Genomic DNA, 19,085 nt, shown 5'->3' on the forward strand with positions numbered 1-19,085 from the left:
ATAAAGCCCGCATCAATCGCTTGATACGGGCTTATTAATCAATGAGTTAGAAAGTTACTTGTAGAAAGATTCACCCAACCCAGCACGTGTCAGTAGGCCATCGCATGGCGCAAAACGATCACCGTACTTCTTAGCGAAGTCGTTCATCATTTCGACCAATGACTTAATACCAATTTGATCCATGTATCGGAACGGACCTCCTAAGAATGGAGGGAAACCGATACCGAAAATAGCACCAATATCGCCATCACGTGGGCTGCGGATAATACCGTCATCCAAACAACGAACCGCTTCGTTTAGCATAGGCAACACACAGCGCATTGCGATATCGTTATCGCTCAACTCAGGGTCAGGTTGCAGTTTAAGCAGCTTGTAAACTGACTTATCGACTTCTTTCTTCTTACCTTTGTAAGTGTAGAAACCTTTGCCACTCTTACGGCCTTTACGGTTGTCATTCAAAAGAATATCGAACACATCAGGGCCTTGGAAACGGTCGCCTAGCTCATTCACTAAAATTGGAATAATCTTCGCGCCGATATCAACACCCACCTCGTCTAACAAAGTAATTGGGCCGACCGGGAAGCCGAAGTCCAATAACGTGCTGTCGAGCTTTTCAATTGGCTCATTTGCCAGTAACAGATGCGCCGCTTCATTCATGTACGGAGCAAGAATACGGTTCACGTAGAAACCAGCCGTGTCTTTAACAACAATCGGCGTTTTGCCTTGCTTCTTCGCTAATGCTACAACCGTCGAAATCGTCTCTTCTGACGTAGTTTCATGAGGGATAACTTCGACTAGCGGCATTTTTTCGGCAGGGCTGAAGTAGTGAAGACCGACAACGTTTTCTGGTCGCTGCGCCTTCTCCGCAATCTTATGGATTGGCAATGAAGACGTATTCGTCGCAAAGATAGTCTCTGGTTTTGCATTGGCTTCAATGTCCGCAACCATTGATTGCTTAAGATCGAGGTCTTCAAATACCGCTTCAATCACCACATCAGTGTGATTAAAGCTCGTAAAGTCGATACCACCAGAAAGCTGAAGCATCTTACTTTCCAGACCAGCTTTAGTCAGAATGCGACGCTTACGCTGCTTATCGAACAACTTAAAGTTGTAGTTCAGCGCGTTTAGAACGCCTTCATTGGATACGTCTTTAATGCGAACAGGCACTTTCGCTTTGGCAACGCTAACATGGCTGATACCAGCACCCATAAGGCCACCGCCCAGCACACCAACACGCTTAACCGCTTTGGGTTCTGCGTCTGCGCCGTGCTCTTTTTTCATTTCAGTGGTGGCAAAGAAAATCGAACGCAGGGCTTTAGATTCTGAAGTCATTACCAGTTCAGAGAAACGCTTCGCTTCATACTGAAGACCTTTATCAAAACCGTTCTCAAGGCCGTAACGAATCACATCAAGAATCGCATCGGCTGCAGGGTAATTACCGCGTGTTTTCTGGTTGGTTTTCTTCGAAGCCTGTTCAAAAATAACCTTACGACCTAGACCCGTGCGTGAAATAAGCTTCTCTTTGGTCGAAGCTTGGCTTTTAGACGCAAGACGCTTACCTTTTTTGCCGCCTGAGTTCTTTTCAACAAAGCTCTTAGCGACTTCAAGCAAGATAGTTTCTGGCACACAAGCATCGACAACACCGAGCGATTTCGCTTTCTTAGCACGCAACTGCTTACCCGTAAGAATAAGGTCAAGAGAAGGCAGCAACCCGATAAGGCGAGGAAGACGCTGTGTACCACCAGAGCCTGGTAACAGACCGAGCTGTACTTCTGGCAAGCCAAGGCGAGTCTTGTCTGAGTCGGTACATACGCGGTAATCACATGCCAGCGCAAGCTCTAAACCGCCACCTAAACATGGACCGTGAATTGCTGCGACTACTGGATATGGAAGATCTGAGAGTGTTTGGAACATCTCCTGCCCTTGACGAGCAAGAGACTGTGCTTCGTCAGCCGTTTTACAAGCATCAAGCATTCGCACATCAGCACCTGCGATAAAGTTATCTGGCTTTAGTGAATGAACGATTAAGCCCTTAACTCGGCTTTGCTTTTCTTTTAGCTGCTCGAAGATGGCTTTCATTTCTTCAGCAAAAGCCGCTTGCAGCGTGTTCATTTTCTCGTTTGGCACATCAATCGCTAACCAAGCAATATCTTGCTCATCGATATTAAGAGTAAATGCTGTCGCTTTCTTTTTGGTTGATTCAGTCGCCGACGTTGAATCTGGTTGAGCGACGGTTTCTTTTTCTGTTGTTGCATCAAGAGTCGTAGACATTATTCTACCTCCAAGATCATTGCTGCACCTAAACCACCAGCCGCACAAGCTGTGTTCAGTGCCAAGCCGCCACCGCGACGTTTCAGTTCACGCAGTGTTTGAGTCATCATACGCGCGCCAGTCGCAGCAAACGGGTGTCCGTAAGCAATTGAACTACCCAGCACGTTGAATTTCTCCATATCAATCTCACCGATCGCTTTGTCACGGCCAAGGTTCTTCTGAGCAAACTCGTCACTTGCAAACATTTTGACGTTCGCTAGAACTTGGGCTGCGAATGCTTCGTGCATCTCGATTAGAGTTAGGTCTGACAACTCTAGACCTGTGTTCTTCAACACTTGAGAGGTCGCGTAGGTTGGCCCCATCAACATATCCGTTTCAACACCAATCGCTGAGAATGCATAGCCACGAATATAGCCAAGCACTTCTAAACCTAGCTCTTTAGCTTTACCTTCGCGCATCAACATCACCGCAGCGCCGCCATCGGTAAGAGGCGTTGCATTGGCTGCCGTTACAGTGCCGTACTTTCTATCGAATGCCGGGCGCAGTTTCGCGTAGCCTTCAACCGTTGAGTCGTGGCGAACGTTGTTGTCTTCCGCGAGGTACTTTTTATAAGGCGCTGGGAACGCCGTCATCACTTCGTCTTTAATCTTGCCTTCTTTCCATGCTTGAGAAGCCAGAGAGTGAGAACGGTGAGCAAGTGCATCTTGAGCTTCGCGAGTAATACCATGCGTCTTCGCCATCTGCTCAGCCGTTTGTCCCATGGATAAACCGGTCGAGTATTCTGCGACTGCCGGTGGCACTGGCATCAGATCTTTGACTGAAAGCGTTTTAAGAATCTTCAGCTTCTGACCCATGGTTTTCGTTTTACTCAGCGCTAATAAATTTGCCGCTAACTTTTTCGAAACGCCAATAGGCAATACAGAAGAAGAATCCGCACCGCCTGCAATACCAACATCAATCGTGCCAGCCATAATGCTCTCGGTCACGTTAACTGCCGCTTGGAAGCTGGTCGCACATGCTCGTGTCACACTGTAGGCATCGGTATTGATGTCCATTCCCGTACCCAACACGATTTCACGTGCAATGTTCGGTGCTTCTGGCATTTGTACGACTTGGCCGAACACCACTTGTTCAATAAGCGCAGGATCGACATCTGTTCTTGCAAGCATTTCGCTCACAACCATTTTGCCTAGGTCAACCGCAGGCACTTGGCTAAATTCTGTACTCTGACGAGCGAATGGGGTTCGTAGTCCAGCGACAACGGCAACACGTTCTCCAGAACGCGTTTTGACTTCCTGTTTGCCCATGGTTTCTCCTTAAAGTTAAGAGGTCTGACCTGAAGCATTGTAAAGAAGTTGTTAATTAAATCAAACGAGCGTTTAAATAAACGTGATACGAGTATCTCACTGTTTGAAAATATAACTGCGCATTCAGGCGAACCTTTTTGGGGGAAAGGTTGTCGTAAGAGACTAAACTATTGTAAGCAAAGACTGTTATCGCTGTGTAGGGAATGGTTTTCTTGAGGCAAAAAAAAACCACACAAAACTGTGTGGTCGGAATGTATATAAAGCAATTAACTTAACGCCAATTGAAATAATCAGTTTCCTGATTAGGAGAAAGTAAAGTCAGCCTTCAAAAGGAAGTGTCGTCTTGCTCAACATGCTAGCCACGAATGACTAACTAGACGACAAGGTGTACTATAGCTTGTTCGAGGCCTTAGATTTTGAAGTAGATCAATTTTAATGTGATTTTACGGTTTCATGCCGATCGTTAGCCCTAAAAACGAAACAGAATATAAAAACGAAGCACAACGTATAGAGGACAGCTATACGCAGAGCAATTATGGAGGCTCGTGTGTCAATAATAAAAATGTTTGGAAAGAAAACAGCCAAGCGTCCGGTCAACTCTGATATGGACAAACAAAGAAAGTACGAAGCACTCGTTCGTGCCTATCATCGTGACCTCTTTCGCTACGCCTATTGGCTATGTAAAGACAAAAGCATTGCCGAAGATTTAGTACAAGAGACTTGCCTTCGTGCATGGAAGTCACTCGATAGCTTACAAGATGAAAAAGCCGCTAAATCTTGGCTGATCACCATCTTGCGACGCGAGAACGCTCGACGTTTTGAACGCAAACAGTTTGATCTGGTTGATATCGACGATCATGGTAACGATGCAAGTGTCAGCGATGACCCACATCATCAACACCTGTGGTTGCAAGCTCAGATCATGAAACTTGAAATCGATTACCGTGAACCCCTCTTCTTACAAGTGATTGGTGGTTTTAGTGGTGATGAGATCGCAGATATTCTCGACCTCAACAAAAACACGGTGATGACACGTTTATTCAGAGCTCGAAATCAGTTGAAAGAGATGCTGGATACAGAAGAGGCAGAGAGGGGGCAACATAATGGATGATTTGGAATTTCGTCGTCGTGTATTGTCGGAACCTAAGCAACGTACACAAGATATTATTGATGCAGCAGCAAGCAGCGAAGCCAATAGTAACTTTCTAGACGATGTACTATCGCTTGATAAACAGATCCATTCAGCAATGAATGTGGATGTGCCAGACGATCTTGCTGATCGTATACTGTTCAATCAGACCTCAAGCGAAGAAAGCAAAGTAGTAAGACCTACGTTTGCTAGACGAGCGATGGCAATGGCTGCCTCGGTGGCGTTTGTTGCTGGTTTATTGGTTGGCCAAGTTAACTGGGGCAATGCATTCGTTTCACCCGCGCAAGCAAGTTTGGCAGATACGGCAATGAAGCATGTTGTCGATGAAAAGAGCTTTGTGAGTGCGCTTGATGAGAATGTTACTTCACAACAAATCAATGCCAAGATGAATCCGTTTGCATTTCAATTTGATGAAGCCTTCCCTTACCACGTCTATTACCTGAACCATTGTGGCTTTGGCAAGTCCAACGCAATGCACATGGTTTTTCAAGGCGAAAAAGGCAAGGTCACTCTGTTTTTAACTGGAATTCCGACTGACAAGTCTATCGACTTTGATGAAGAAGGCATGTCAGGCTCAGTAACACCGATCGATGGCAGCAGTTTGATCCTTGTAGGCGAAGATGGCGAGGATGTCTCTAAAATCGCCGAAAAGCTGACAAAAATGATCAAACCAATGAGCTAATTTGCTCTCAAAGCCCCGTAACAAAAGGCCCAGCAAGTATATTACTGTTATTGCTGGGCTTTATTTATCAATAAGCCGCAAAATCATTCACCACACCAATACCTCTAGAGTTAAAACTCTAAAAAACAGCATTTCACACCATTTTCGTGCCAGATAGGCGTCATTTCCATAATTTTACCCTCAAAATTTCCAATGGTCGGATTTGTATATCGTATACTTGCGAATAGGATCAGCCACCATTGAGCAATTGCTCAAATTAATCGCCCTGTAGAGGCGGATATATAAAGGAATAAATGAATGACTACCAACAACACGCGTCTGTTTAAAAAGTCTCTTTTAGCAGTAACAATCACACTGGCGTCTTCGCAAGCGATGGCAGCAGGTTTCCAACTTAACGCACAATCAGCAACCGGCCTTGGTCGTGCTTTCGCTGGTGATGCAGTAATCGCAGATAACGCGTCAGTAATGGCACGTAACCCTGCAGCAATGGCACTGTTTGATAAAGTTGAACTATCTTTGGGTTTCACTTCGATCACTTCAAAAATTGAAGTCAAAGATGCCACTTACACTAGTGCATTAACTGGTTCAACACCTTCAAACTATGATGATGCGGGTGATACTTCTATCGCACCTAACATCCACTTAATTGTGCCTGTTAATGACCAATTTGCATGGGGCGTCAATGCCTACACTAACTTTGGTACGAAAACTGAGTTTGACGATTCGTTTGCCGGTTCTGAATATGGTGGTCTAACTGATGTTAAAAGTATGAACTTAGGGGTAGCTGGTTCATACCGTTTGAATGAACAGTGGAGCTTTGGTGCAGGTTTAGACTTCATCTACGGACAAGGTAAGCTTGAGCGTAAAATTACGCTGCCTAATAATGTAGCAAACCCTACAGGTGTTCAAGAATACACTGCTCTAGATGCAGACGCTGACGGTTGGGCTGTAGGCTTTAACTTAGGTACAGTTTTCGAGCTAGATAAAGATAATAGATTTGGCTTAGCATATCATTACAGTCCAACTCTAGAAGCTGAAGGTGATATTACTGGTATTGGAGTGAACCCAGCAACAGGGGATGTTGTTAACGCAACATACAAAAACGATACATTAAACATGCCGTTACCTAGCATGATTGAGTTCTCTGGTTACCATATGCTACCAGACTCTAAATTTGCTGTTCACTACAGCGTTCAATGGATTGGTTGGAGCGCATTTGACGTACTAGAGGCTGACAAAGCCGGTGAGTTAAATGAGTATAAATGGCAAGATGGAATGCATTACGCTCTTGGTACAACTTACTACATGAATAAAGATTGGACATTACGTGCCGGTTACATGTACGACACAAGTGCCCAAGATAGCATTACATCAGTTTCGGTACCAGATTCTGATCGTCAATGGTTCTCTGCTGGATTCACATACCACATTGATACAGCTTCAAACGTAGATTTCGGCTTCACTTACCTACTGGGTGATGATGTAAAAGTCAATGAAACTACTGAAATATCAGGAACTACAATCTCATCAATTGAAGCAACAACTCATGCAGATGCAATCCTAATGGGTCTGCAATACAGCCGCAGCTTCTAATATAAGCTAGGTTATAAATCCCAAAGGGTCGCATTACGCGACCCTTTTTTATTGCATAACCCTCTGACCAACATCAATTTAAGCTTACAGCTGTAGCCTGCAGAGGCAAAATATGCCTACAAGTGTACGCTCAAACTTCGCAACACAGCCGAAACATTTAGATTATTTCTCTAATAATTAAACACATTTACTCATTTAATCCCTAAAACACTGTTTTATTCGAATTTCATTTTTAAAGTAATGACTCTAAAAGTAGAATCACGACACTAAATACTTATGATTCAGCGAACATAATAATGAAAATGAATAAGACTCTTCTATCTGCTGCAGTGGCAGTTGGACTACTTTCGACTTCTACCGTCACTCAAGCGGCTGGTTTTCAACTAGCAGAATACTCAGCAACAGGCTTAGGCCGCGCGTATGCTGGTGAAGCTGCAATGGCAGACGGTGCAGATGCACAATGGCGTAACCCAGCAATGCTGACTTACCTAGAAGGCACTCAAGTTTCTGTTGGCGCTATCTATGTTGACCCGAACATTGATATCGACGGTACTTCTACGTCTATGATGGGTCAGTCTACTTCATCAAACTCTAGTGATTTTGCACACAGTGCAGTAATTCCAAACTTTTATGTTTCTCATAAGTACAACGACAAGTTTGCATTAGGTTTTGCTGCGGGCACTAACTACGGTATGGAAACAGACTTAGGCAAAGACTTTGGTGGCGCAAACTTTGGCAACGAGGCAAGTGTTACTTCAATGGAGCTGAACTTAAACGTCGCTTACCAAGTACTTGAAAACGTATCGATTGGCGGTGGTATTCGCTATGTAATGGCTGAAGGCAGTTTCGGAGCGGTATCTGCTATAACTATTCCAAATGCTATCAACCAAGGCGACACACTTAAATACATGGAAGGTGACGATACCGAGTGGGCTTGGCAGGTAGGTTCAGCTTGGCAGATCAATGAAAACAACCGTCTAGGCTTTACCTACAAATCAGAAGTAGATCTGACTCTTGAAGGACATGCTGAGGGGATGGGCTTTGGTCTAGCACCTGGTCAAAAAAAATCTGGTAGCATGAATTTAGCTCTTCCAGCAACAGCAGAGATTGCTAGCTTCCACCAATTAACGGATACAATTGCGGTTCATGCTAGCATCAACTGGACAGATTGGAGCAGCTTCGAAAAATTAGTTGCAGACTTCCCTGGTGAGCAGTCAGACACTATTAAGATGGAAAACTGGGAAGATAACTACCGTTTTGCAATTGGTACGACTTACCAAATGACACCTAAGTTAGCTCTCCGCTCTGGTATTGCCTACGACACATCAGCTGTGAGCGAAAAAAACCGTACAGCAACGATCCCTGAAACAGACCGTACTTGGTTAAGCATTGGCGCAGGCTATCAATGGTCCGAGCAACTAACATTAGATGCTGGTTTCACTTATATTCTCGCGAAAGACGCTAAAATGCACGAAGAACGCGAAGGTATGACCCTAACAGATCCTGCAAATTTTGGTGGTGAATTCGAAGGCGAAGTTACTGGCAGCATCTGGCTAGTAGGTATCCAAGCTAACTACCGCTTCTAATCTGTTTGACTTAATCTAAAGTAACAAACATTAAAAAGACTCGATGTTAATTTCAACATCGAGCCTTTCTTTTATCTGATATTCAAAACCTTATATCTAGTAATCTTCTAGGTATCCGTCAATGAAATCTTCTTCTTCAAGATCGACTTCTTCCGGTTCGATTTCGGCTTTAAAATCACGACGCTGAATGTAAACTTCACGAGTCAGAGCATATGGATCTGGCGAGTCATCCAACAGAGCTTCTTGAGAAACTAACTGAGCACGAGTTTCCATACCTTCAAATGCCCACTTTCCTAAGCTCGCCCAGAAGTTCAACAGAGCTAAAGGCACATATAAACTATCCACTTGCTCCGTCACTTCACGAGTCGTAATAGGACCATAACCCGGCACCATAAAGTACGGCCCATTCCCTACCCCATAATGACCAATCGCATCAGAAAACGACTTGTCGTCATATTTGGTGATACCCGCTTCACTGGCAATATCGATTAGGCCCAACAAACCAAAGGTTGAGTTAATCCAAAAACGGTTGAAATGGTCGAGTGCTTTCTCGCCATTACCCATGAATAAGTTGTTCACCATGCTTGCAGGTTCATCTAAATTGGCTAAAAAATTTGAGATACCAGAGCGAACTGGAACAGGGGTGTAGCCAACATAAGCGAGTGAAACAGGACGAACTAAATAAGGATCAAGATATTCGTAGTTGATATCCCACATTGCTCGGTTGAACCCTTCGAAAGGGTCATTCGGGTGGGACTCTTCGACGTATTCAGAGGTTTCGAAGTTATTATCGTTCGTGCTTTCATCTGGCGCGCTAGAACAGCCCACCGTTAAGCTTGCGATAAAAAGTAAACTCGAGAGTCTTAAAACACTGACAGACATATCACCTTTTCCATAAGGAATTCATATAATAAAAAAGGCCAGCAATCGCTGGCCTCAATTGGTTGCGTAAGTCTATACCGTTTGTTGCAAAATCGGAATAGCTAACACCTATGCAAAATGATGATTAATATTGCTTATTGATATTAATGGTCACTGGAGCGCCCAGTTCAACCACTTCACTTTCACCGTACCAATCACCATCGCGAGTTGAAACGTTACCATCTGTATCAAGCCTAGCTCTAACCATCAGAGTTTCAAGGCTAGACAACTTCGAGCCTTCCATCATGCTGTTACCATCATCGAGAACAACAGTGCGAGGGAAAGAACCCAATGGGTAACGGGCTGCAGCGACCGGCATTGGCGAACCATCAGCTCTATGTACTGAAACAACCAACACAGACTTAGGATCAGCATTCACATCGCCAGACAGCTCAAGCGTTACTGCAACACTCTTACCTTGGTCAACACCCATGGTGTCGCCCATTTTCTTCTGAGCACTTTCAATACTGCGTGACAACATCTCGTAGCGACTGTCTTGTGGACCAATCATCTGTTGCATGATGCTCCAGTACTTCACAGCACCCGGATAATCTTGACGTTCAAAAGAATCAAACGCTAGCAGTGAGAACACACGAAGATCAACATAATCATTTTGAATCAAGCGGCTCAAAATTAAACGAGCTTGGTTTTGATCGGCTTCATCAGGTGAAAGCATCAGTGCTTGAGCAAAACCTAGCTGAACATCTTCATTCTTAGGTTCAAGTTTGTAAGCTCTTTCCATAGAATCTTTCGCTGTTTCTGCGTCGCGGTTTGCTAATGCAATACGGCCAAGCAGTAACCAACCGGTTGAATCTTTTGGTTGATAGTGAAGACGAGTACGAAGCGCTAGAGTCAAATCTTCAAGTTCGTCATCGGTAAGCGTTCCACCTTCTGATGACATTAACTTTTTAGACAACTCAGGAAGGTTCGAACTCACTTCTTGCCAGTGTTGAACCTTATCTAATGCACCAAACTGAAAGTACATACCATAAGTCACAACCAGGACCAGGATCACTGACGGTACAACGACACCCAGCGTAGAGATTTGTGTCTTCTTGATCTTTTCTTGTGCTGGAACATCATCAAGTAGCGACTGCTTTAAGTCAGCGATCAGTTCTTGCTGATTATCAACAAGGCCTTCTTCCGCTTCTACTTCTAATTCAACTAAGCGATCTTTATAGAAGGCTTTATTCAACTCATCGCGAAGCACGTCATCGTTGTTTTCTTTCTTATTCAAGAAAGGCAGAACAATCAATAAAACTGCGGCTAGCGAAAGGACAATTGTAGAAATCCAAAATAGAGTCATTACTGTTTATCTCCGTCGTTCTCTTCGTCGAGTAACGCTTTTAAACGTGCTTCTTTGTCTGCATCCCAGTCTTTATTGGACTCTACTGCTTTCGATTTTGACTTTCTGCTTCGTAAAACAATCAAACCAAAACCTAATACAACAACCGAAAACGGACCAACCCATAGGATCGATGTCGCTAAGGTCAGTGGCGGGTTGTACGTTACAAAGTTACCGTAACGAGCAATCATATAATCAATAATTTCTTGCTCAGACTTGCCTTCTTTTGTCATCTCATACACTTTTTGACGCAAGTCGACTGCAAGTTCCGCGTTCGAATCGCCAATCGTGTTGTTCTGACATTTTGGGCAACGAAGCGTATTGCTCAAATCTTTAAATTGTTGCTCTTGATCAACCGTATCAAACTCATGAAATTCGATAGGCGCAGCCGTTACCGACGCAGAGATAGCGAAGGTGGCAAACATTGCTACAAGTGTTTGTTTAATCATTTCGCCTCCTCCAATAACTCTTGGTACATCGGCTGAAGCGTCGATGCCCAGTTAGTCGGGTTCACGTCACCAACATGGCGGTAACGAACCACGCCGCTGGCATCAATGAGGAAGGTCTCAGGAGCGCCATATACGCCAAGGTCAAGACCTAACATACCGTTGCCATCGAACAAGCTGATTAAGTACGGGTTGCCCAGTTCTTTTAACCAACCAACCGCTTTATTGCGATCATCTTTGTAGTTAAGACCAATGATCTTAACGCCTTGATCCGCTAACTTATTCAGGTAAGAGTGCTCTGCATAACAAGTAGGACACCAAGTCGCCCACACATTAAGAAGCAGAGGCTCACCTTTAAAGATAGCTTGATCATGAAACTTACCCGGCTGTTCCAAATCCTCTAGGCCAAACTCAGGAACCTGCTTACCAATCAATACGGATTCAAGTTTAGTCGGGTCATCACCCGACTGGTTACGCATCAATTGAGTTGCAAAGATTCCAGCTAGAACCATGAACGCAATCAATGGAATGAATAAAATCTTCTTGTTCATTCGAATTAAGCCTCCTGCTCTTGAGCCGACTTTTTCGTTGGCTTACGGAAACGGTAACGACGATCACTGATGGCAATCACACCACCAATCGACATGATCAAAGAACCCGCCCAGATCCAACGTACAAATGGTTTGTAGTAGATACGTACAGCCCAAGATTTGTTGTCGTCTAAACGCTCACCCATTGCGATATAAAGGTCGCGCGTTACGCCACGATCAATCGCCGCTTCAGTCATCATAGACTTAGCTGTAGTGTAGAAACGTTTTTCAGCGTGAAGCGTGTTGATGTATTTGCCTTCTTTGGTAATTTCAAAGTCAGCGATGTAACCATCGTAGTTTGGGCCATCTTTGTCACGAACCCCTGTAAACAGGAAGCTGTATTCTTCAAGTTGGTAGCTTTCGCCTGGCGCTAAACGCACATCACGTTCGATGCTGTAGTTTTGCACCATCGCGATACCGATCACTGTTACGGCTAAACCCATGTGACCACAGATCATTGCCCAATGGCTACGAGGTAGCTTGGTTAGGCCTTTCATGAAGGTATGACGGTGTGTTGCACGCTCATGCAGCTCAAAGCCGTGCATGAAGAAGATCCAGAACGCCATCACCCAACCAGCAAAAGCAGTACCACTGAAGCGGTCAGCTAGCATGGTCACCATTAGTGCACTTAAACCTAACGAGAAGATACCCGAAACTAACATTGGCTTAATAAGCTTAGACAGGTTGTCACGTTTCCAACGGATCAGTGGACCGATACCCAATAGGAACGAGAACGGGATCATTAACCAGAAGAACAACATATCAAAGAATGGTGCACCGATTGAAACCGAGCCCAGTCCTAATTGCTTATGAACAAGTGGTAACAACGTACCCACTAGCACAACCACTAACGCAGCAATCAATAAGATATTGTTGCCGAGTAGTGCGTTTTCACGAGAAACCAAATCAAAGTTACCACGGACACGAACCGATGCGCCTTTAACAGCGAACAACAGCAGTGAACCACCGATAACGAACACTAGGAAACCTAGAATAAACATACCACGAGCAGGATCTGACGCGAATGCGTGAACCGATACCAAGATACCCGAACGAACTAAGAATGTACCTAGTAAGCTTAAAGAGAATGCAGAGATAGCCAGCAATACTGTCCAGGCTTTAAATGTGCCACGCTTTTCTGTTACCGCAAGCGAGTGCATCAGCGCTGTACCAGCCAACCAAGGCATGAATGAAGCGTTTTCTACTGGATCCCAGAACCACCAGCCACCCCAGCCAAGTTCGTAGTAAGCCCACCATGAACCAAGTGCGATACCTACCGTTAGGAATAACCAAGCAGCAATTGTCCAAGGACGAGACCAACGAGCCCAAGCCGTATCTAGACGACCACTCATTAGAGAAGCAATAGCGAAAGAGAACGCAACCGAGAAACCTACATAACCCATGTAAAGCATAGGCGGGTGAATAATCAAACCCGGGTCTTGCAGTAATGGATTCAAGTCACGGCCATCGACAGGAAAGTAAGGCAGTGTACGTAAGAACGGGTTAGACGTTACGATAATGAACAGCAAGAAGCCGACAGTAATCAAACCCATGATAGCCAGTACGCGAGCCACAGACTCTTGAGGCATACCACGGCTAAACGTCGCTACTGCAACCGTCCAACCCGCTTGGATAAGAACCCAAAGCAGTAATGAACCTTCATGAGCACCCCAAACCGCTGTGATTCGGTAGTACCAAGGAAGTTGGCTATTCGAGTTACTTGCTACGTATTGAACCGTAAAATCATTGGTGTAGAACGCGTAGCACAAGATAAAAAACGAAATCGCTAGGAATCCGAACATACCCCATGATAGCGGTCGCGCACTATTCATTAATAATGTGTTATTTCGAGCTGCCCCATACAGCGGGAGCACACTCAATAGCAATCCCAGCCCTAAGGACAGGATCATGGCAAAGTGGCCGATCTCGGCTATCATTGAGCACTTCCTTCTTTTTGTTCTGTCGAGTACTGCATTGGCTCATGGGTTTTCTTCATTGCTTCAGCAACTTCAGAAGGCATGTACTCTTCATCGTGTTTCGCTAAGACTTCGAAAGCTTCAATTGTTGTCGCATCTTTCAGAACGCCTTGAGCAACAATACCTTGCCCTTCACGGAAAAGATCAGGAAGAATGCCATCGTATAAAATCGTTACTTTAGGACCAACATCTTTCAAGTCAAAGCTTACACGTAGTGATTCGTTGTCACGGCTTACAGAACCGACTACAACCATGCCACCAATACGGAGACGTTGGCCAACTTCAGGTTTCTTGCCGTCTTTGCCGTTAACAAGCTCAGTTGGCGTGTAGAACAGATCCATGTTCTGGTTAAGCGCATAAACCATTAATCCAACAGTTGCACTGATACCAAAAAAGACCGCTAAGACAATGCCCAGCCTCTTTTTACGTCTTGGGTTCATAGAGTGTTCTCCATATTTTTTGCTGCATCGATACGAGCTTGACGATCAATCTTAGCTTGTACTTCATTTAGTAATTGCTTACCACGACGAACGCTTAAGACCAGTAAAATGATCATCGCGAGGAATGTGATTCCAAATGCACTCCATACATATGAGGCGTAGCCACCCATGGCAAAGAAATCACTCAGAGATTCAAAATACATAATTACCTACCCTACTACGCTTTATCAGCCGCGAGTTTACGAACCCACGGACGGTGACTTTCTTTACTGATGATTTCGTTTCTAAAACGAACCATAGTCACAGCACCAAAGAAAAAGGCGAAGCCGAAGATGTTGAGAAGAAGCGGCCATAGCATGTCACTTGAAATAGAAGGCTGATCGAACTTAGTAATCGTCGCGCCTTGGTGAAGTGTATTCCACCACTCTACTGAAAAGTGAATGATAGGTAGGTTGATGACACCAACGATCGCCAAAATACCTGCTGCTTTCGCTGCGGTTTTTTGGTCATCAAAAGCGTGGTGTAGTGCAATCACACCCAAGTATAGGAATAGAAGAATCAGCTCTGAGGTCAAACGCGCATCCCAAACCCACCAAGCACCCCACATTGGTTTACCCCAAACAGCACCGGTTAGCAGCGCTATGAAGGTAAATACAGCACCAATAGGCGCCATAGCCAATGCAGCCATGTCTGATAATCTCACCTGCCATACCAAGCCGATAAATGCCGCAATTGCCATCGACATGTATACGCCCATCGACCAAATTGCAGACGGAACATGGATATAGATGATACGGAAGCTATCGCCTTGTTGGTAATCAGAAGGCGCAAATGCAAGCCCCCACACAGTACCTACTGATAGACACAATAGCGCTAGGATAGAGAACCACGGCAGAAGTTTACCAGCAAGCTGATAAGAGGTTTCTGCTTTGGCATAGGGATGGAGCCATTTCCACATGTTGTAATCTCACTCTTACTTCATATTGCTTACAGCTATCACAGCTATAATTATTATAATTTATTTGGCTTACTGTCTCTTTCAGTGACTCTATGAGTTTAAAAGCTTCAATTAGTTCACTCTGAACAAACAAAGTGGAAGTGAGCGCTTGGTTAGCTAGTTTTAATCAGGTAATTAACTAGTTAACACTCACTCTCAGCGCTGCGCTTATGGCAAATGGGGTGAGCGTCATTGCGCCCATTAGCATTGCCCCTAACACAGCTAATTGTCCGTTATACGCAACGCCTAGTGCTGCCGCATCAATCGCTGATGTAGCAAATATAAGAATTGGGATATACAACGGCAAAATAAGCAGACTTAACAGCACACCGCCTTTTTGTAATCCAACCGTTAAAGCGACACCAATCGCACCAATGAAGCTTAATGCGGGCGTACCAACCAATAACGTTAAGACCACCGATAACCAAGTATCGAAATCCAAGGACAGCAGTACCGCTAACAACGGACTGATCAATATTAATGGTAACCCTGTCAATAACCAGTGCGCTATGACCTTGGACAATACTACCAACTGCAACGGGATGGGCATCAGCATCATCTGCTCGAGGGCGCCATCTTGAAAATCATCTCGGAATAATCGTTCGAGAGAGAGTAATGCAGAAAGTAAAGCAGCAACCCAAACAATGCCCGCTGCGATACGCGCAAGTAGGTTTGGCTCAGGGCCGATACTCAATGGGAAAAGGGTGATGACAATGATAAAAAACCACAGAGGGTTAAAGATATCGGCTTGGCGACGAAATGCGATCAACAGCTCACGTCGAATGATCGTTGTCATTGAAGAAATCATATTACTCACCCAACTTTATTTTTCTTAGTTTCGGGCTATCAGCAAACATGTCTTGGTGTGTGGTTAATAACACAATGCCACCGTTGTCTGCATGCTGAGAAAAAAGAGACTCAAGAACTTTAACGCCCTGCTTATCAATGGCAGTCAGCGGTTCATCTAGAATCCACAACATTTGCTTACTTAGCCACAGACGAGCCAATGCTACACGGCGCTGTTGACCCGCCGAAAGTTGACCTGCAGGCACATCTTCTCGTCCAGCAAGGCCGACTTGAGCCAATGCATTGTAAAGTTCTTCCTTACTCGTTCCACTGCTGTGAATCGATTGATAGAAGCTCAGGTTCTCATACGCACTAAGCTCGCGTTTTACGCCAGTTTGGTGACCAAGAAAAAGCAAATTTTGGTGATACACATCTCGACTCGTTTCAATGGACTCACCATCCCAAGAGATAGTGCCTTCATCACGATCACCTAAGCCGGTGATAATCCTAAGGAGTGTCGTTTTCCCAGTACCGTTACGACCTTCAACTTGAACCAGCTCACCGGGTTTCAATTGAAAAGACAACGATTCAAATAGAACCCTGTCGTCACGAATAGCAGTTAAATTTGAGACTTCAAGCATAGGTAAATTTAGTCGAGTAATGAAAGGGCTATAATAGCACACCAATATGGTGACAAAACAGGACTAGGCGTTTTCGATAGAACAAACTCCGTAAGAAACTGTTACCACCGCATCACAATTTACACATTTTCATCAACAAACAAGATACTGCCTTAGATACAAGCACTTATAAACATCGTTCTATATAGAGCTGTCAGGCATAAAAAAAGAAGCCGAAGCTTCTTTTAAGAGGAGTGCACGATAAACATCAATTACTCAATACGCAGCGAGCGCTCACTTTAACGACGTCGAGTTGGGTCTCTGCGCTTATGAGATGCATCTGGTTGTTCATCGTACGATGAAGGGTTACTTCTTAGCGAAGGAATTTTTTCCTTACCTGCGAGCTTATTCTGCAGAGACATCATCAGCTCAGCTTCAGCTTTAGGTAATTCACACTCTTCGATCAGTTCGTTTATCCCTGCACCAAGCTGAACCATCTTCGTTGCACGCGTGTACAAGCGCCCATCGGTATCAACATGTTCCAGCTCTACAATGCGTTCATTCAAGTGCTTTATTAGATCTTGCTGTTCCGTCACTTTCTGACCAAGGCCAACCACGACAGAGCGAACCTCAAGCAATTGCTTGCTCGATTTTTGAAGCTCTTTGTCCAAGTTACGAACTTGCAGGCGTGACTGATCGAGCTGCTTTTGAATCGCACGTTTTACTTTGCTAATCAAAATCACGATGAATAACGTAAAAACCCCGACTCCGGCAATCAGAGCAACAGGGCTTAAAGGAAGCGCTTCAAACATTACAGGTGAGCCATCTCATCCCATTCGTCTTCGCTTAGTAGTTTGTTTAGATCTACTAAGATAAGCAGCTTGCCATCACGGTTACTTACACCTTGGATGAACTTAGCACTTTCATCAGTACCAACACTTGGAGTAGTGTCGATTTCAGAAGAACGTAGGTAAACCACTTCAGCAACGCTGTCTACTAGAATGCCAATGACTTGACGCTCAGATTCAATAACGATGATACGAGTGTTGTCTGTGATTTCACCTTGCATCAAACCAAAGCGAGAACGAGTGTCGATAACAGTAACAACGTTACCACGCAGGTTAATAATACCTAGAACGTAATCTGGAGCACCCGGTACTGGAGCAATTTCACTGTAGCGAAGTACTTCACGTACCTGCATAACATTAATGCCGTAAGTTTCTTCTTCTAGCTGGAATGTCACCCATTGAAGTACTTCATCATTGGTTGGGTCTTTTCTTACTTCAATTTCACTCATATGAGACATATTTAATCCTCTTGCCGTCGTTACCGACCACTATTATTAACTTGATGCGTTTATTGTTAGCCTAATGCTTATTACTAGCTTAATGCTTTTACATCTAGCCCTGCGTTTAGCATGGCGATCAATGCTTCAACATGAATCAAAGCACACATTTTTTCTTTTACCATACCAGCGAGCCATGGGCGTTTACCTGCCATTTCTCGCCAACGAACTTTATCTGTATTAAGAAGCTCGGTACCTTTAAGTTCAGTACCCGCAAGCCCCCATAAGCTTTCGCCAAGCATCACTATATATTGATAGTTTTCTTTGTATTCATCATTCGTTAGTTTCTCAGGCATCACCCACTTTGCAGTGTCGACCACATCTAACTGACTATCTCGATTTGTTTGCAAACCTAAATACCAAGCAGGCTTACCAATCAAATGGCTTAGCTCTTCAAGGCGATGAATACCACCAAGCTCATCAAGAGGAACAGCAAATGTTACCCCGTTGACGTCAAAATACAGTACCTGAAAATCTTCTGTTCGAGCCGTAGTTTCCCAAGATGTAAACCGTTCAATACCGCCAGATTGAGTTTCAAGCTCAACCTCGGGTTCACTGATAGATTCAATTTCTGACTCTTCAGTGTGAGTTCCGTCTTGCTGAGCTTCAACGTGCGACTCTTCAGCTATTGGTGATTCTTCAGCTATTGGAGACTCGGCTTGCTGCTCAATTGGTCGTTCAACAGGTCGATCAACAACCATTGATGAATCTGACTCTGGGAGGTTCCAATCTTGAATCTCAGGCTCTACAGAAAGCTGAACGGATTCCACCGCAGCATCAAATATTTGCATGTCTGCTTGCTGAGCAATTTTCTGCGTGTTCTGATCCATTAATTCATCAAGATTCAGTTCATCAACCACGTTCGTCGCTTCTAAGCGGCTCAGTAATTTTTGAACATCTTCCAGATTGGGCACTTCAAATTCAGCTTCTCGCAACTCGGCATAGGTCGAGTAACTCGAATGTTTGGGCTCTGGCTCTGGCTCTGGCTCTGGCTCTGGCTCTGGCTCTGGCTCTGGCTCTGGCTCTGGCT

Annotated in this window: 19 protein-coding genes; 4 read left to right on the forward strand and 15 right to left on the reverse strand. The window is 44.5% G+C overall.

The window, feature by feature from the left end; all coding sequences use genetic code 11:
* Positions 1–54: 54 nt before the first annotated feature.
* On the reverse strand, positions 55–2,271 hold the full coding sequence (fadJ, locus tag AACR09_RS06665) for a fatty acid oxidation complex subunit alpha FadJ (protein WP_193836244.1): 2,217 nt from the start codon (positions 2,269–2,271) through the stop codon (positions 55–57).
* On the reverse strand, positions 2,271–3,578 hold the full coding sequence (fadI, locus tag AACR09_RS06670) for an acetyl-CoA C-acyltransferase FadI (protein ID WP_004736043.1): 1,308 nt from the start codon (positions 3,576–3,578) through the stop codon (positions 2,271–2,273). Before fadI ends, fadJ begins: the two co-directional genes overlap by 1 nt.
* A gap of 562 nt (positions 3,579–4,140) precedes the next feature.
* Between fadI and AACR09_RS06675 the strand changes: the two genes are divergently transcribed.
* The 4 genes from AACR09_RS06675 (at position 4,141) to AACR09_RS06690 (ending at position 8,589) form a co-directional block, all read left to right on the forward strand.
* A complete protein-coding gene (locus AACR09_RS06675) occupies positions 4,141–4,689 on the forward strand; it encodes a sigma-70 family RNA polymerase sigma factor (protein ID WP_004736042.1) in 549 nt (182 codons plus the stop codon).
* The gene (locus tag AACR09_RS06680) at positions 4,682–5,410 is read left to right on the forward strand and encodes a DUF3379 domain-containing protein (RefSeq protein ID WP_017084531.1); all 729 of its coding nucleotides are present in this window, start codon (positions 4,682–4,684) and stop codon (positions 5,408–5,410) included. The genes AACR09_RS06675 and AACR09_RS06680 overlap by 8 nt, the downstream gene beginning before the upstream one ends.
* 297 nt (positions 5,411–5,707) lie before the next feature.
* Positions 5,708–7,003: an outer membrane protein transport protein gene (locus tag AACR09_RS06685; protein WP_193836245.1), complete on the forward strand. Its 1,296-nt coding sequence runs from the start codon at positions 5,708–5,710 to the stop codon at positions 7,001–7,003.
* A gap of 296 nt (positions 7,004–7,299) precedes the next feature.
* The gene (locus AACR09_RS06690) at positions 7,300–8,589 is read left to right on the forward strand and encodes an outer membrane protein transport protein (RefSeq protein WP_193836246.1); all 1,290 of its coding nucleotides are present in this window, start codon (positions 7,300–7,302) and stop codon (positions 8,587–8,589) included.
* Positions 8,590–8,685: 96 nt separating this feature from the next.
* On the opposite strand, the gene AACR09_RS06695 is transcribed toward AACR09_RS06690, so the two are convergent.
* From AACR09_RS06695 to AACR09_RS06755, 13 genes are all read right to left on the reverse strand, one after another.
* On the reverse strand, positions 8,686–9,471 hold the full coding sequence (locus tag AACR09_RS06695; RefSeq protein WP_102498196.1) for an MlaA family lipoprotein: 786 nt from the start codon (positions 9,469–9,471) through the stop codon (positions 8,686–8,688).
* A 124-nt stretch (positions 9,472–9,595) separates the two neighbouring features.
* The gene (gene ccmI / locus AACR09_RS06700) at positions 9,596–10,816 is read right to left on the reverse strand and encodes a c-type cytochrome biogenesis protein CcmI (protein ID WP_108109737.1); all 1,221 of its coding nucleotides are present in this window, start codon (positions 10,814–10,816) and stop codon (positions 9,596–9,598) included.
* Positions 10,816–11,304 (reverse strand): cytochrome c-type biogenesis protein, encoded by a 489-nt coding sequence (locus AACR09_RS06705; protein WP_102447220.1) that lies wholly within the window; start codon positions 11,302–11,304, stop codon positions 10,816–10,818. Before AACR09_RS06705 ends, ccmI begins: the two co-directional genes overlap by 1 nt.
* Positions 11,301–11,852: a DsbE family thiol:disulfide interchange protein gene (locus AACR09_RS06710; RefSeq protein WP_017076803.1), complete on the reverse strand. Its 552-nt coding sequence runs from the start codon at positions 11,850–11,852 to the stop codon at positions 11,301–11,303. The genes AACR09_RS06705 and AACR09_RS06710 overlap by 4 nt, the downstream gene beginning before the upstream one ends.
* Positions 11,853–11,857: 5 nt before the next feature.
* Positions 11,858–13,828 (reverse strand): heme lyase CcmF/NrfE family subunit, encoded by a 1,971-nt coding sequence (locus AACR09_RS06715; RefSeq protein WP_017084525.1) that lies wholly within the window; start codon positions 13,826–13,828, stop codon positions 11,858–11,860.
* The gene (ccmE, locus tag AACR09_RS06720) at positions 13,825–14,307 is read right to left on the reverse strand and encodes a cytochrome c maturation protein CcmE (RefSeq protein WP_193836247.1); all 483 of its coding nucleotides are present in this window, start codon (positions 14,305–14,307) and stop codon (positions 13,825–13,827) included. The genes AACR09_RS06715 and ccmE overlap by 4 nt, the downstream gene beginning before the upstream one ends.
* Positions 14,304–14,510 (reverse strand): heme exporter protein CcmD, encoded by a 207-nt coding sequence (ccmD, locus tag AACR09_RS06725; protein WP_004736230.1) that lies wholly within the window; start codon positions 14,508–14,510, stop codon positions 14,304–14,306. Before ccmD ends, ccmE begins: the two co-directional genes overlap by 4 nt.
* 14 nt (positions 14,511–14,524) lie before the next feature.
* Positions 14,525–15,265: a heme ABC transporter permease gene (locus AACR09_RS06730; protein WP_004736229.1), complete on the reverse strand. Its 741-nt coding sequence runs from the start codon at positions 15,263–15,265 to the stop codon at positions 14,525–14,527.
* Between the two features lie 178 nt (positions 15,266–15,443).
* On the reverse strand, positions 15,444–16,112 hold the full coding sequence (gene ccmB / locus AACR09_RS06735; RefSeq protein ID WP_004736228.1) for a heme exporter protein CcmB: 669 nt from the start codon (positions 16,110–16,112) through the stop codon (positions 15,444–15,446).
* Position 16,113: 1 nt separating this feature from the next.
* Positions 16,114–16,731, reverse strand: a complete 618-nt coding sequence (gene ccmA, locus AACR09_RS06740) for a cytochrome c biogenesis heme-transporting ATPase CcmA (RefSeq protein ID WP_012603450.1) — start codon at positions 16,729–16,731, stop codon at positions 16,114–16,116.
* A 278-nt stretch (positions 16,732–17,009) separates the two neighbouring features.
* On the reverse strand, positions 17,010–17,522 hold the full coding sequence (locus AACR09_RS06745; protein ID WP_017090989.1) for a DUF2802 domain-containing protein: 513 nt from the start codon (positions 17,520–17,522) through the stop codon (positions 17,010–17,012).
* Positions 17,522–18,016, reverse strand: a complete 495-nt coding sequence (locus AACR09_RS06750) for a chemotaxis protein CheW (protein WP_004736225.1) — start codon at positions 18,014–18,016, stop codon at positions 17,522–17,524. Before AACR09_RS06750 ends, AACR09_RS06745 begins: the two co-directional genes overlap by 1 nt.
* A 74-nt stretch (positions 18,017–18,090) precedes the next feature.
* Positions 18,091–19,085 (reverse strand): chemotaxis protein CheW (locus AACR09_RS06755; protein WP_228011007.1); only part of this gene is annotated, 995 nt, incomplete at its 5' end.

The sequence above is a fragment of the Vibrio sp. OPT20 genome, from assembly GCF_963889365.1.
Lineage (GTDB): Bacteria > Pseudomonadota > Gammaproteobacteria > Enterobacterales > Vibrionaceae > Vibrio > Vibrio splendidus.